Source organism: Pseudoalteromonas luteoviolacea (genome assembly GCF_018100925.1).
Classification (GTDB): Bacteria; Pseudomonadota; Gammaproteobacteria; order Enterobacterales; family Alteromonadaceae; genus Pseudoalteromonas; species Pseudoalteromonas obscura.
The window spans coordinates 80,398-94,699 of sequence record NZ_JAGJEH010000012.1; the positions used below are offsets into that span (position 1 = coordinate 80,398).

Sequence of the window (14,302 nt, forward strand, 5' to 3'; positions counted from 1 at the left end):
AGAATTAGCACAATATTTGGGCTTGTAAAAAATTTAAGGTTCACTATGTCAGTCAATGAACAGATTGCGAATAGCTATTTAGATAGCTTGGAGCGCCATATGGCGTTATTTGCTAATATGGCAAATTACCATAAAGAATCAATTGAGCTTTTAAAAGCGTGTCAAAAAACGCTCGCCGCTGGTGGCAAGGTTATTTGGTTTGGTAACGGTGGAAGCGCGGCAGATGCGCAGCATTTAGCTGCTGAATTTGTAGTTCGCTATAAATTAGAGCGTGGACCTTTGGCCTCAATCGCGTTAACAACAGATACGTCAATTTTAACCGCACATAGCAATGACTATCACTTCAACACCGTTTTTGAAAGGCAAGTTCAGGCTTTGTGCAAACCGGAAGATTTGGTGATAGGACTGACGACTTCAGGCACCAGTGAAAATATTAATTTAGCACTAACTGCTGCAAATGAAATAGGTGCCTATACCGTGGCGTTGACAGGTAGAAAAGGTGGTGATGTAAAAGACATCGCTACATTACCAATCATCATCGATTTTGATGAAACCGCGCGTATTCAAGAAGCCCACATGTTTATTGGCCACTGGCTATGTGAAGCGGTCGACTTTCTAATTGCGGAGCAAAGCCTATGAAACTAGCTGCTTTACAAAACCTGCACAACGCCAGCATTCTCGTTGTGGGTGATGTGATGCTCGATCGCTACTGGCATGGTGATACTGGCAGGATCTCTCCTGAAGCACCAGTTCCAGTTGTAAAGGTAAGTAGCCTAGAAGATAAAGCTGGTGGGGCAGCCAATGTAGCGAAGAATATTGCGCATCTAGATGGCAAAGTGGGATTGTTGGGCCTAATTGGTCAAGATGATAACGGACACAAACTGCGCACTATTTTAGAAAATGACAACATTGAATCTCAGCTCGTAGCTGTAGAGACTTTGCCAACTATCGCTAAAATGCGAGTGATCAGTCGTCATCAGCAGGTCGTCAGACTAGATATGGAAGAGCAGTTTCAGCCAGAGCATAGTGCTTTACTGGTAGCACAGTTAAAGCAAGTCATTGATAGCTATGACTTTGTACTCTTTTCTGATTACAATAAAGGCGCACTTGCAAATATCCAAGAGATGATTGAGATTGCTAAACGAGCAGGTAAAACAGTGTTAGTTGATCCTAAACTCAGTGATCTGTCAGTTTACCGAGGTGCCGATTTTATCACCCCTAACTTGAATGAATTTAAGTTAGCTGGTGGTGATGTTAGCTCTGAAACGACATTAACGGAGAGTGCCAGAAAGCTGATTGCTGAAGCTGGCATAGGCGCTATGCTGCTAACACGTTCTGAGCAGGGGATGTCGCTCATTTCTGAAAATGAAAAACATGATTTTGCTGCGCAAGTTTTAGAGGTGAGTGATGTCACTGGCGCTGGCGATACAGTGATTGCGACCTTGACGACAATGTTAGGCGCAGGATTGAATGCCAAAGACGCAGTGGAGATGGCAAATTTAGCTGCGGGTATCGTCGTCGGCAAACTTGGCGCTGCAACTGTTTCACCTGAAGAGTTGAGTGCAAAACTAAGTCAGTACCTCAGAGAAACAGGTGAGCATTATCAAGCGCCTTTCGAAGACGTATTGCAGCACATTTCTTTTGCTAAGCAAAATGGTGAAAAAATCGTGTTTACCAATGGGTGTTTTGATATTTTACATGCAGGGCATGTTCGCTATTTGGCACAAGCAAAAGCGATGGGAGACAAGCTTGTCGTTGGGCTGAATAATGATGAATCAATATCACGTCTAAAAGGTCCTGAGAGGCCGATCAACCCACTGAACGAACGCGCTATGGTTATTTCTGCTCTGGCTTCTGTTGATTGGGTGATCCCATTTGGCAAAGAAAAAGAAGGCGATACGCCAGCTAATTTAATCGCAACAATTAGCCCAGACATCTTAGTAAAAGGTGGCGATTATAAAGTCGAGGAAATTGCCGGTGCTGAGCATGTTTTAGCACAAGGGGGCCAGGTTGAGGTCCTGTCTTTTTTGGATGGTTGCTCAACCTCGAATGTAATTAAAAAAGCACAACTAAGTAAAAGTTAACTGTTTAGATGTGCTTTATAGGCGTTGTGTAATGTTTGCCAATGTCTTTTTTCAAAAAAGAAAGCTGGCCATTTGCTGGCTTCTTTTTTAAAAGATCGCTCAAGCCTGTCTATGTTCGCCTGTTGCCAAGTTGTTTCTTGCTCACGAATATCACCTTTATCAAAATCAATTAGATGCACGACCCCTTGTTTGTCAAAAAGGACGTTGTTGATGTTGAGATCATCGTGATAAACACCGTTGTTGTGGAATTCAGCTATGGTGCGTCCAACAGCTTGTAATTCGACATTATCTGCCACGCGTTGTCGAAGGACTTCGCATAGACTTTTGGCACCTGAAATGGCCTCCGTTAAAATGTCAGCTCGATAAATACCAAAGTGTGTTTCCACATATGCAGCTATGGGGGCTGGTACAGGTAGATTTAACGTTTTGAGTTCAGTGAGTAATTTAAACTCTTTATATACGCGAGTGTGTGTCAGTCCTACAAACAGATATTGATCGCTCAGCACCCTGCCAATTAATCCGCCTCGCCAGTAGTGCTTGAGAACGCCAATTTGGTTTTCTTGGTATTCGATAAACCATGCCGGTGCACGGCCTTGTTTGCTTGTAATAATGGCTTCTTTTTGACGCCAATATTCCACCCTAAACCAATTATGTGTAATCTTCATTGCACAGTCTTGAGGCTGTAAAATGTAGCTGTTATTGGTGTGTTCTATTTTAAGCATAATCGGCTTGCACTGAAATAAAGTGAGGCAAGTTTAACGACTTTTTCTCTTGAGTGAAATGCACAAGTGTTGCAAATCGAAGTGATTAATTTAAGATCGTGCGTTCATAAACAGATTAGGTGGGACTGAGTGTCTAAATCAATTGCTTCTATTTGTATACTAAGGTTATCGGCCATTGGCGATGTATGTCATGCCGTGGCGGCTGTTCAAGCTATTCAACGTGCACATCCACAAGCCAAGATCACTTGGGTGATTGGTAAAGTAGAGGCTATGTTACTGGCTGACTTACCCGGTGTTGAGTTTGTGGTGTTTGATAAAAAACGCGGCAAAGCCGCATTTAAAGATCTCAAAGCGCAATTTAAAGGTACTAAGTTTGACGTGTTGCTACATATGCAAGTGGCTTTTCGTGCCAATTTAGCGGCCTTGTTTATTCCTGCCAAAGTCAAAATCGGCTTTGATAATGCGCGTGCTAAAGAGCTACATTCGCTGTTTGTTAATCAGCGAATAGCGAAACAAACGGAGCCTCATGTTCTCGAAGGTTTCCAGCAATTTGCACAAGCCATTGGTGCCAAACAGGAAAGTCCATGTTGGGAAATGCCTTATACAGAAGAAGATGAGCAGCAAGCCGAAGTTCTTTTAAGCGGTTTGAAGCGCATTTTGGTTATTTCCCCTGCGGCAAGTAAAAAAGAACGTAATTGGTTGCCTGAGCGCTATGCCGCATTGGCAGACTACGCGGCAGAGCAAGGCTTTGATATTGTGCTCACCGGCGGCCCTACTGAGCTTGAACGTAATTTGAGTAGTTCAATTGTAGAGCATGCTAACTGTAAAATTTTGAACTTAGTTGGGCAAACGCAGCTAAAAACATTACTGTGCGTGCTTAAGCAAGCGAAGCTTGTACTTGCACCAGATACCGGGCCTGCGCACATGGCTGTAACGGTTGGTACGCCTGTTATAGGCTTATACGCACATTCAAATCCGAAGCGTACCGGTCCGTATTTATTTCAAGATTATGTCGTTGAGGTCTATCATAAAAATATCCTCGCTCAAAAGGGTAAACCAGCCAATGAATTACCTTGGGGAACTCGAATTAAGGGTGCAGAGCTGATGGCGCAAATTGGCGTTGATGAAGTTAAAGCGATGTTTGATAAAGTTGTTGAGCAAGAGAAACTATGAAGTCTAAAGCAGTATTTCTAGATAGGGATGGCGTTATTAATCACGATCATGCCTATGTGCATGCCATCGAAGAGTTTGAATTTATCGACGGCGTATTTGAAGCTTGTAAATATTTTTCAGACGAAGGCTTTAAAATTGTTGTGGTCACAAATCAATCTGGTATCGGTCGTGGCTACTATGATGAAACGCAATTTCAAAAGTTAAGTGACTGGATGTGCCAACAATTTTCATCACATGGTATCAATATTTCGGGCGTTTACTTCTGCCCACATCATCCCAAAAAGGCGCTGCCTCAATATTTATTGGACTGTGATTGCAGAAAGCCAAAGCCGGGTATGATATTGCAAGCCATTGAAGAGCATAATATTGACCCTGAGCAGAGCATCATGGTCGGAGATAAAGTGTCTGATATGCAGGCTGCAGAAGCTGCCGGAGTGACAACGAAAATATTAGTATGTTCAGGGCAAGTTCTGAGCGATGAGGACAAGTCCCATGCCGATTTGGTATGTGGTTCTTTAGCTGAAGTACCAGAAAAATTGGTGTAACGACCAGTCAGCTTTACGCGAAGGTAAAACAAGATAATCACAATTCGTGCAATTCGCTTGCGAACCTTTTAAAATATACTCAAGTAATTTAACTCATTCATACAACAAGTGGGTAATTGGCTTGAGTATGACTTTTCATTTGGTGTGTATCCTTTTTATTGATTTAATCTGAGCTTTAGCGTCTAACGAGTCGAAGAAAGTGATTTATATTGTGCAATCACAACGCATTCTTTGAATCATTAAAGTCGTGTGTTCACCTCAGTAATCAAGTTAGGTATACACACTCCGTGCAACCAATGGAGACTCTACATGAGATCAGCGGCATTCTACAGCCAACTTCAACAACAAATAGAAGAAGTTAAAGCTGAAGGCTTATATAAAAAAGAACGTATTATCACATCACAACAGCAAGCTGAAATTGCTGTTTCAACGGGTGAAAGCGTAATTAACTTTTGTGCAAATAACTACCTAGGTTTAGCCAATCACCCAGATTTGATCGCTGCTGCACAACAAGGGTTGTCAGATCATGGCTTTGGTGTTGCATCTGTACGCTTTATTTGTGGTACACAGGATATTCATAAGACGCTAGAAGAAAAAATTAGCGAGTTTTTGAAAACAGAAGATACGATTCTTTACTCATCATGTTTCGATGCGAACGCTGGTCTATTTGAAACTATTTTAGGTCCAGAAGATGCGATTATCTCGGATTCATTGAATCACGCGTCAATCATTGATGGCGTTCGTCTATGTAAAGCAAAACGTTTCCGCTATGCAAACAATGATATGGCTGACTTAGAGAAGCAGCTGATCGCAGCGACTGAAGCGGGCGCAAAAACGAAACTTATCGCAACAGATGGCGTTTTCTCAATGGACGGTGTGATCTGTAATTTAGCAGCGGTTTGTGATCTGGCAGACAAATATGATGCGTTAGTAATGGTCGATGATTCTCACGCCGTTGGCTTTGTCGGTGAAAATGGTGCAGGTACGCCTGAGTACTGCGGAGTAATGGATCGAGTAGATATTATTACTGGTACGCTTGGTAAAGCGCTTGGTGGTGCTTCAGGTGGTTATACTTCAGGTAAAAAAGAGATTGTTGAATGGTTACGCCAACGTTCTCGTCCATATCTATTCTCAAACTCCTTGGCGCCTTCAATCGTGACAGCGTCTATTAAAGTACTCGACATGCTTAAAGATGGTAAAGCACTGCGCGACCAACTTTGGGAAAATGCGGCGCACTTCCGTACTGAGATGGAAGCCGCTGGTTTTACGTGTGCAGGTAAAGACCACGCAATCATTCCTGTGATGTTAGGTGATGCAAAAATGGCAGCTGAAATGTCCGATCGCTTGTTGGCAGAAGGCATTTATGTGATTGGGTTCTCATTCCCTGTGGTACCTAAAGGCCAAGCTCGTATTCGTACGCAAATCTCAGCAGCGCACACTAAAGAGCAGTTAGACAAGGCCATTGCTGCGTTTATCCGCATTGGTAAAGATTTAGGTGTGATTTAATTGCTAGGTGCGTTTGCACCTACTTTCTAACGAGTGAATATTATGAAAGCATTATCCAAGTTGAAAGCCGAGGAAGGGATCTGGATGACAGATGTGCCTAAACCTGAAATGGGGCACAATGACTTATTGATCAAGATCCGTAAAACCGCGATTTGTGGTACCGATGTTCATATTTATAAATGGGACGAATGGTCACAAAACACAATTCCAACTCCTATGGTGGTGGGCCATGAATATGTTGGGGAAATTGTGGATATGGGTCAGGAAGTCCGTGGTTTTGAAGTCGGTGATCGCGTCTCAGGCGAAGGTCATATCACATGTGGGCATTGTCGCAACTGTCGCGCTGGTCGCGTTCATCTGTGCCGCAACACAATTGGCGTAGGTGTGAACAGAGAAGGCTCCTTTGCAGAGTACCTTGTGATCCCAGCTTATAATGCATTTAAGATCCCGGACAATATTTCAGACGAACTGGCATCTATTTTTGACCCATTTGGCAATGCAGTTCATACGGCTTTGTCTTTTGACTTAGTCGGCGAAGATGTGCTGATAACAGGTGCTGGCCCAATTGGCATTATGGCGGCAGCAGTTGCTAAACATGTTGGGGCTCGTCATGTTGTTATCACCGATGTTAATGAATATCGCCTAGATCTGGCACGTAAGATGGGTGCTACAAAAGCGGTTAATGTAGCAAATGAAAGCCTAGAAGATGTTATGCAAGAACTTGGTATGACGGAAGGGTTTGATGTTGGTTTAGAGATGTCTGGTGTGCCAGTGGCCTTTAACAGCATGCTGAACAACATGAATCATGGTGGTAAAATTGCAATGCTAGGCATTCCTCCTAGTGATATGGCTGTTGATTGGAATCAAGTCATCTTTAAAGGTCTTGTAATCAAAGGGATCTATGGACGAGAGATGTTTGAGACTTGGTATAAAATGGCAAGCCTAATTCAATCTGGATTGAACCTAGAGCCAATTATTACCCATGAATTTAATGTGGATGATTTCCAGCAAGGCTTTGATACAATGATTTCGGGCCAGTCAGGCAAGGTTATCCTAGACTGGACTAAGTAACTTACGTCTGAAGTATAATCAGCGGCTTTTTGAGTGTGTGCCCATTGCTAGGTATAGATGCTTGAGAAGCCGTTTTTTTAATGAGAGAGAAATGTCTTTTAAACATATTAGTGTTGAACAAACACAAGAATTGATGTCACGAGAAGAGGTTGTTGTTGCGGATATACGCGACCCAAATTCATTTTCTGCGGGTCATATACCTGGTTCAGAGCACTTGTCCAATGAAAATTTAGTGCGCTTCATGCAGGAAAAAGAATTTGAACAACCAATTATTATCGTTTGTTATCACGGTATCAGCTCTCAAAATGCTGCAAACTACTTAGTTGAGCAAGGTTTTGAAGAGGTGTACAGCATGGATGGTGGTTTCACTCAATGGGAGCAAGCGCTTCCTAACCACATCGAAAAATGAAACTGCTAGGCTCCTTCTCAGACCCTAGAGCGGTTCAAGGAGCCGTTGATTATCTGAAAACACTAGGGATAGACAGTCAGCTACATAGTGAAGATGGACGAAATGTATCTGTATGGGTCAATGACCGCGATTGGCAAAGAGCGGATACAGTGTGGCAGGAGTTTCTGGCAAATCCGTACCATGAGAAATATAGCAAGGCGTCTTGGCAAGTTGGTGCGACAGATAGTGGCTTGCAGTATCACAGTGCTAAGCTAAATTTATTGCAGCGTTTTTTTCACTTAAACTGGTTTATTCAGAGCATTGTTATAATTTCACTGCTTGTTTATGGCAGTTACTATTATTTTACGCCCGCAGAGGTATTTAATGCGCTCAAATTCGATACTAATCTTCCTTTGAGCTGGATCACGCCAACCTTTATGCATTTTGGTGCAATACACTTGCTATTCAATCTTAGTTGGTGGCTATATTTGGGTAATCAAATTGTACAAAGAACTGACTTTGTTATTTTAATCACTGTTTTTACGGTCAGTGCATTATTGAGTAATTGGGCGCAGTTCTTATTGGTTGATGAAAACTTTGGTGGTTTGAGTGGAGTGGTTTATGCACAAATGGGATTTTGTTGGGTATTGTCCCAATTGAACAAAGACCAACAACCCATATTATCAACTCCAATTATAGGTTTCATGTTGTTATGGATGATTTTGGGGTTTGCAGATGTATTATTTATCAGTATGGCAAACTGGGCCCACCTATTTGGTCTATTATCGGGGATGAGCCTCGCAGTTTTAGCCCAACGTCTTAGTGGTAAAGGTACTTAGTAAATAAGACCTCTCTCACGATCTCCTGTCCAGTTTCATCTTTTAGTAAGGATTTCAGCTTTGCTGCACAGCGTTGTCTGATCTCCTCTCTGCCGGTTAAAGATTTAATGGTTTCTTCTGGCTCTTTACTAAGGATCTGCACGATGGCATCCCTCAATAATGGAGTGTGGTGCTCGACTACCGCAATATTGGCGATATCATCTAGCATAAGATCTATGGTTACTCGAACATAACCCAATTTTTTGTTGGATTGGCCAATATAGTTCGTGATGATATCTGGCTCGAAACCATAGTAGCCAACGTTAGACTCGGCCTTGAGTTTAAAGCTTGCTGTGCTGATTGTAAGTGCCACTAATAGTAAAAGAGTACGAACCATAATCGCCTGAAAATATGTAACTAAATATCAACAATATCGTTAGTTTATACTTAATTGTAGAGCATGAACAGCGAGCATTAAGATAATAGTGAACTTTTTTGCATTGCCAAGCTTTGCTATTATGTCTGCGTTTAGTCTTAATTGAATAATTGAATTGTTAAAATATCCTATTTCTTTAGATTTTAATTGGGGCAGCTTTGAGCAAGTTGCCGACAAAGCGCCAGAAAATATACATGATCGGCTATTGGAACAAGGCTCTTTGACCGCTTTACTCAAGAGTCAAAGCAGCAGCTTTAGAGTGAAAGTGATTAATGAGCAGCATCTAACGCCTCCTGCTTATATTTGTCGACTACTTGGCGATGCAATGGAAACCGCCATATGCAGGGAAGTATTGCTATATTGCGATGATAAACCTCATGTTTATGCTCAGAGTTGGATTTCGCTTGAAGCGAACCAGTACGGGCTAAAAAACCTTGGTGAAAACCCATTAGGTGACAAGCTGTTTCAGCAATCTTCATGGCAAAGAGGTGATTTGGAAGTCGGCTGTGTTGAAGACGCGGATGCGCAGTTGAAGTTGTGGCAACTTTTTGGTGTAACGGACATTCCTGTTTTTGCCAGACGAAGTGTATTTACCAATCACTCTGCTAAAGTTCTGGTATGTGAGATGTTTAACAGCGAGATCGAATAAATGAAAAGTGCGACATTGCGGTTTGAAAACTACCCCGAATACAAGCAATTAATGCGACTTGATAAACCCATTGGTACGTTCTTATTACTATGGCCTACGATGTGGAGTTTGTGGCTGGCATCAGATGGCAATCCAAGTCTACTGCATATCTTTGTATTTACCCTAGGCACTTTTTTAATGCGCAGTGCTGGCTGCGTTATAAACGATTACGCGGATCGAAAAGTAGATGGAGCGGTAAAAAGGACAGCAACACGGCCTTTAGCACGTGGGGCTGTGTCAGAAAAAGAAGCGCTAATGCTTTTCTTTGTACTGATAATTGCATCATTTTTATTGGTGCTTACCTTAAATTGGCAAACCATCGTGCTCTCTATTGGCGGTGTAATACTGGCCTCTTTATATCCCTTTATGAAACGATATACTCACCTCCCTCAGGTTGTACTAGGGGCAGCGTTTGGTTGGGGGATCCCAATGTCTTTTATGGCTGCTACGGGAGAAGTCCCATTGATTGCATGGCTGCTATTTATTGCAAATGTTTTATGGACGGTTGCTTATGACACCATGTACGCCATGGTTGATAGAGATGATGATTTGAAAGTTGGTATTAAATCAACCGCAATTTTGTTTGGGCAATGGGATAGGCATATTATTGCGCTGCTCAATATTAGTTTTATGTCATGTATGTTGGTTGCAGGCTTATATTTTTCGCTGGGTATATGGTACTGGGTGACGTTTACAATTGCGACTTTCGGATTGGTTTATTTGCAAAGAGAAATAGCTGACCGAGGGAGAGAAGCGTGTTTTAAAGCATTTTTAAACAATAATTATATTGGTTTAATGCTGTTTGTTGGTGTATTTCTTGGTTAAGGTTTGGCCCACACTGTAAAAAGTGTGGGCATTAGCGCGCGAGTATCGAGAAGGATTAAGAATGCACTGGCGCACCATTTACTTGCAATTGAGAGGCTGTTTTTTCAATCAACTGCAATAAGCTATTTACATGACTATTGCCACTAAGCTGGTGGTTGGTATTGATAACTAGCTGCTCATGACTATTGTCTTTGTTAGTCTTAAGAAGCGCTAACTCAGGATCTTGTGCAATCGTTTTTGAATGCTCAATACTTGCAATTGCGAAGCTTTGGCTGCTTTTTAAGCCATCAATCACTTGTGTTATATTGCCAATTTTAACACTAGTTGACTTGTTTAAACCTTCAACGGCTTCGTTTAGCATGCTTTGAACCTGTTTAGATTGAGAGAAGCAGCTATACATAGGGTACTGTGATAATTCACCTCTACGAATACACTCTTGTTTTGCAAGAGGGTGTTGTTTAGACACAAAAAGAATAAGTTGATCAGGCAAGTGAATATCACTGATTAAACTCGTTGCTGATGATAAGTAAACACTGATGTCGACCTCACCTAGCTGAAGCTTTCTCGTAAGTTCATGCTCATCAAGCAGTTGCATCTCAATTTTTACATTTGGTGAATCTGCTAAGAATCGACCACATGACATTGGCACAATTTCACTGGCTTTAGCGGTATAACCAACAACTAACTTTTGTTGATCTCTACCGAATAAACTTTGCTTGATGGTATTTTTCGTTACATCTAGCTCGCTTAGTGTCGCTTTACAGTAATTTAGAAACAGTTCACCTTGTTCTGTTAGTTTCACTGAACGTGTAGAGCGTTTAACAAGCTCACACCCAATTTCATCTTCCAGAGTTTGTATGCTTCTTGTTAAAGCTGATGTACTAATCTGGGTTTGTTCGGCAGCTTGTCTAAAGTGACGTAGGTTGCCTAGAGCAACAAATTGCTCAAGTTGTTCAAATCTCATTTGAAATTCCTTTTATTTCAACAAAAATGCAATCATGACGTTGATTTCCTAATACTAATACAGATTAAGGAAACATCCAAGTGAATTTTTTACATTTCGCTTACAAAGTTTTAGTCGGGATAGGTATCTCTGATTAAAATGAATTGTTCCAGATTATTTATAAACAAATCAACTAATTTGGGATCAAATTGCTTAGATTTCTGCGATTTTATCTCTTCAAGCACTTTTTCAAGCGACCAAGCTTCTTTATAACAGCGTTTACTACCCAAAGCATCGAAAACATCAGCAATTGCCGTAATTCTTCCAACAATATCAATATCTTCCCCACTTAGGCCTCGTGGATAACCAGTACCATCCCACTTTTCGTGATGCTGATGAGCAATTGTTGCGCCACATTGCAATATTTCATTCGTTGATTTTTTCAATATATCGAATCCTAATTGCGCATGCGTTTTCATTATTTCCCATTCATCATTGGTCAGCTTACCAGGTTTGTTTAATATGACATCGGGGATCCCAATTTTGCCAATGTCATGTAGGGGAGATGCCATTTTTATTATTTCTGAGCGATAGCTATTAATGCCAGACAATTCCGCAAGTAACTTACTGTACATAGCGACACGCTTCACGTGAGAGCCTGTTTCCTTAGAGCGTTTCTCGACGGCTTCACCAAGGATATATGACAGCTCTCTTTGTGATTCTTTGACTGTTTCTCGTAACTTTATATTGTCGTGAGCCAGTGCGATGTTATTGGCGAAAAACTCTAACAACTGACAGTCTGTACTTCGCAATGAACTCTCTTTACTAACGTATAGCATGGTTTCTAGGCCACCTTTAGAGGTAAAGTAGCCGACATACTCATTGCAAGACTTGCAAGAAGTTTTTCTGTTATGGGTTTCAATAAATAGGTTTTTGACGTTATTTGGAATTTTATCTGAACTGGGCTCTATACCCTCTCCAGAAGCCGCTAAAAGCTTAAACTGAGAACCTGCATCGGTTTGCTTATTTGTTGCGGCGGCACAATAAATTTCGGAGTCGGAAAGTCCCAATACTTGCGCAACATGTTCAAGAATCGTTGATGCAAAATCTTGCACATTATCACATTCCAAAAAACTGGATGAAGCCGCAATGATCCTTTCCAGCCCTTTTTTGTGTAGCTCAATCGTCTGTATATCACGATGTGAACGCAGAGCGGAGTACAACAGGGTTTTTAGCTTAACAGCGGTCAATTCTGTTTTATTTTTGTAGTCATTGATATCGTAGTCGCGAATAACGGACTCTTCAGGAGCTTCACCTGGTTGACCTGTCCTGAGAATTAAGCGGATATCATGATTCGCCATATCATTGCGAATAAACTTGATTAAATCTAGGCCTGCATGGTTGCTTTCCATCACAACATCAATGAGCCCGACTGAAATGCATTCTTGGTCTTCCAGTATCTCCATTGCTTGCTTGGCCGAGTATGCATGATGAAAACGCAGAGATTTGTCTTCAAACTTAAAGTCGGATAAAACCAACTTGGTTACTTGGTGAATGTCCTCTTCGTCGTCGACGACCAACACATCCCAAAAAGCGCGCTCTTCGGGTTGTGAAGTTTCCTCTTTTAGTTGCTCATTTGAAAAAAGAAAACCGCTCACACATGACCTACCTTCAGCTATTGATAATGTCAGTATAGTAAGGTCAATACGAGTTGCTTAATCTTGGAGTGGCTTTTTTTCAATATTATTTAGCTCAATCTCTATTGCATCACACGAAATATGAATTTCGTACAAGGACAACATGAGAGATCCAATCAAGCAGCATAAACTGACTCCAAATAAGATGATCCCCAGCAAATTAACATCGATGAACAAAGCAAACATCGAAAGCGTGCAAAGAATAAATGAGAACACGCCCCATACTTGCATTAAACGAATTAGTTTGATGCGTTTTTTTAAATTATTAATTTGCTGCACAACGAGCGGGCGCAAAGTGTCACCTTCTCTAGCGTTTAGCTCGCGAATTAGCTGTGCGAGCACTAAAAAGCGATTAGTATAAGCGAGTAACAGCAATGAAATAGCGGGAAATAACAACCCAGGTGTGGTAAGCGTCATAGAGCTCTTCCAATTTACACACTACAATATTGTTTATGATAGCAAAATTAGCATTGAGTGCGATGGTTAATGAACTAGATAAATGGTGCTGTGTTTTTAGCACCGATAATATGATTGAAGCACATCTTGTAAATGGCCTTTTACACCAAGCCCGTATAAAAACGACAATGCAAGGAGAGGCACTGTCTTCCACTTTAGGCGAACTGCCTTTTGCAGATAATACCATTAAGATCTTTGTACCAGCGATAAAGTTGCCCCTTGGAGAAGAAATCTTGGTAAACTATCATCAGAAAAAATCAAAATTAGATTGGCAGTGTCGATATTGCAATGAGCTGAATGGCTCAGCTTTTGAGTATTGCTGGCATTGTGGAAATGAGTATGAGCAAAGCAAATAACTTTCAGCGCATTCGTGAGTTGAACTATTTACAAAAAGCAGCACTAGCGGCTGCTATTTTGGAAAGAATGACGCCAAACTATGGTTTATTTAGTGAAGCTACTGGGTTTGGTGATGAGCAGGTGTTTAGAAATGCACTAAATCTGTGCTGGGAAAAATTACTACTGCCAAAAAGCAAAATTAGCTTAGAAAAGCAAATCGAAAAAATAGAACCTAATGTACCTGAACTATCAGATTTTGACATGTTTGGTACTTACCCTGCGATTGATATGGCAACAGCGCTGCTTGGATTTATTCAAGGTCTTATGACAAAAGATGAGATAGAGTTTGTCAATGTTGCAAAAATATCTCAAGCAACGGTCGCAAGGTATATTGAGTTTTTGTTGGCACAGGAAGATATCACTCCGGACAATAAACTCGTCAGAGAGCACCCATTGATGCAATATGAAATCGAGGTTTTAGGTGAATTAATCGATTTTGTTGAAGGGATGGGGCGAATTTCCTCTGAAACAATCAAGCAGTTAAAAGCGCAAGCGATCATCGATGGCCAAACCAATATTGGTTTAGCGATTGAGCGTGAATAGTAAAGAATGTA

At 41.3% G+C, this 14,302-nt stretch carries 17 protein-coding genes; 12 read left to right on the forward strand and 5 right to left on the reverse strand.

Annotated elements, in window-relative coordinates; translation table 11 throughout:
* Nucleotides 1-45 precede the first annotated feature (45 nt).
* Both J8M00_RS22520 and hldE read left to right on the forward strand, forming a co-directional pair.
* Nucleotides 46-639: a D-sedoheptulose-7-phosphate isomerase gene (locus J8M00_RS22520; RefSeq protein ID WP_211012711.1), complete on the forward strand. Its 594-nt coding sequence runs from the start codon at nt 46-48 to the stop codon at nt 637-639.
* Complete coding sequence (gene hldE / locus J8M00_RS22525; RefSeq protein ID WP_211012712.1) at nt 636-2,084, forward strand: bifunctional D-glycero-beta-D-manno-heptose-7-phosphate kinase/D-glycero-beta-D-manno-heptose 1-phosphate adenylyltransferase HldE; 1,449 nt, start codon at nt 636-638, stop codon at nt 2,082-2,084. Before J8M00_RS22520 ends, hldE begins: the two co-directional genes overlap by 4 nt.
* Here hldE and J8M00_RS22530 read toward each other — a convergent pair.
* Entirely contained in the window at nt 2,081-2,806 is a 726-nt protein-coding gene (locus J8M00_RS22530; RefSeq protein WP_211012713.1) for a 3-deoxy-D-manno-octulosonic acid kinase, read from the reverse strand. The two genes, hldE and J8M00_RS22530, sit on opposite strands and share 4 nt — an antisense overlap.
* 129 nt (nt 2,807-2,935) lie before the next feature.
* Here J8M00_RS22530 and J8M00_RS22535 point away from each other — a divergent pair, with 129 nt between their 5' ends.
* From J8M00_RS22535 to glpG, 6 genes are all read left to right on the forward strand, one after another.
* The gene (locus J8M00_RS22535; RefSeq protein WP_211012714.1) at nt 2,936-3,979 is read left to right on the forward strand and encodes a glycosyltransferase family 9 protein; all 1,044 of its coding nucleotides are present in this window, start codon (nt 2,936-2,938) and stop codon (nt 3,977-3,979) included.
* A complete protein-coding gene (gene gmhB, locus J8M00_RS22540) occupies nt 3,976-4,524 on the forward strand; it encodes a D-glycero-beta-D-manno-heptose 1,7-bisphosphate 7-phosphatase (protein WP_211012715.1) in 549 nt (182 codons plus the stop codon). Before J8M00_RS22535 ends, gmhB begins: the two co-directional genes overlap by 4 nt.
* A gap of 309 nt (nt 4,525-4,833) precedes the next feature.
* The gene (locus tag J8M00_RS22545) at nt 4,834-6,030 is read left to right on the forward strand and encodes a glycine C-acetyltransferase (RefSeq protein WP_023399514.1); all 1,197 of its coding nucleotides are present in this window, start codon (nt 4,834-4,836) and stop codon (nt 6,028-6,030) included.
* A gap of 42 nt (nt 6,031-6,072) precedes the next feature.
* On the forward strand, nt 6,073-7,101 hold the full coding sequence (gene tdh / locus J8M00_RS22550) for an L-threonine 3-dehydrogenase (protein ID WP_211012716.1): 1,029 nt from the start codon (nt 6,073-6,075) through the stop codon (nt 7,099-7,101).
* A 91-nt stretch (nt 7,102-7,192) separates the two neighbouring features.
* Nucleotides 7,193-7,510: a thiosulfate sulfurtransferase GlpE gene (glpE, locus tag J8M00_RS22555; RefSeq protein WP_211012717.1), complete on the forward strand. Its 318-nt coding sequence runs from the start codon at nt 7,193-7,195 to the stop codon at nt 7,508-7,510.
* The gene (glpG, locus tag J8M00_RS22560) at nt 7,507-8,328 is read left to right on the forward strand and encodes a rhomboid family intramembrane serine protease GlpG (protein WP_211012718.1); all 822 of its coding nucleotides are present in this window, start codon (nt 7,507-7,509) and stop codon (nt 8,326-8,328) included. The genes glpE and glpG overlap by 4 nt, the downstream gene beginning before the upstream one ends.
* On the opposite strand, the gene J8M00_RS22565 is transcribed toward glpG, so the two are convergent.
* Nucleotides 8,309-8,704: a flagellar basal body-associated protein FliL gene (locus J8M00_RS22565; RefSeq protein WP_211012719.1), complete on the reverse strand. Its 396-nt coding sequence runs from the start codon at nt 8,702-8,704 to the stop codon at nt 8,309-8,311. The genes glpG and J8M00_RS22565 overlap by 20 nt on opposite strands.
* Before the next feature lie 154 nt (nt 8,705-8,858).
* Here J8M00_RS22565 and J8M00_RS22570 point away from each other — a divergent pair, with 154 nt between their 5' ends.
* Together J8M00_RS22570 and ubiA are read left to right on the forward strand one after the other, a co-directional pair.
* The gene (locus J8M00_RS22570; protein WP_211012720.1) at nt 8,859-9,392 is read left to right on the forward strand and encodes a chorismate--pyruvate lyase family protein; all 534 of its coding nucleotides are present in this window, start codon (nt 8,859-8,861) and stop codon (nt 9,390-9,392) included.
* Complete coding sequence (gene ubiA, locus J8M00_RS22575; RefSeq protein WP_211012721.1) at nt 9,393-10,256, forward strand: 4-hydroxybenzoate octaprenyltransferase; 864 nt, start codon at nt 9,393-9,395, stop codon at nt 10,254-10,256. It begins immediately after the preceding gene.
* Between the two features lie 55 nt (nt 10,257-10,311).
* Here the strand turns inward: ubiA and J8M00_RS22580 are convergent, their stop codons facing one another.
* The 3 genes from J8M00_RS22580 to J8M00_RS22590 all read right to left on the reverse strand — a co-directional run bounded on the left by J8M00_RS22580 (nt 10,312) and on the right by J8M00_RS22590 (nt 13,313).
* Nucleotides 10,312-11,220, reverse strand: coding sequence for a LysR family transcriptional regulator (locus tag J8M00_RS22580; protein ID WP_211012722.1), 909 nt, complete (start codon nt 11,218-11,220; stop codon nt 10,312-10,314).
* Between the two features lie 110 nt (nt 11,221-11,330).
* Nucleotides 11,331-12,857: a DUF3369 domain-containing protein gene (locus J8M00_RS22585; RefSeq protein ID WP_211012723.1), complete on the reverse strand. Its 1,527-nt coding sequence runs from the start codon at nt 12,855-12,857 to the stop codon at nt 11,331-11,333.
* 57 nt (nt 12,858-12,914) lie between these two features.
* Nucleotides 12,915-13,313 carry a DUF2721 domain-containing protein gene (locus J8M00_RS22590; protein ID WP_211012724.1) on the reverse strand — a complete coding sequence of 133 codons (399 nt, stop codon included), beginning with the start codon at nt 13,311-13,313 and terminating at the stop codon, nt 12,915-12,917.
* 35 nt (nt 13,314-13,348) lie between these two features.
* Between J8M00_RS22590 and J8M00_RS22595 the strand changes: the two genes are divergently transcribed.
* The gene (locus J8M00_RS22595; RefSeq protein ID WP_023399524.1) at nt 13,349-13,708 is read left to right on the forward strand and encodes a putative signal transducing protein; all 360 of its coding nucleotides are present in this window, start codon (nt 13,349-13,351) and stop codon (nt 13,706-13,708) included.
* Nucleotides 13,692-14,291 (forward strand): YjaG family protein, encoded by a 600-nt coding sequence (locus J8M00_RS22600; protein ID WP_211012725.1) that lies wholly within the window; start codon nt 13,692-13,694, stop codon nt 14,289-14,291. Before J8M00_RS22595 ends, J8M00_RS22600 begins: the two co-directional genes overlap by 17 nt.
* Nucleotides 14,292-14,302: the final 11 nt, after the last annotated feature.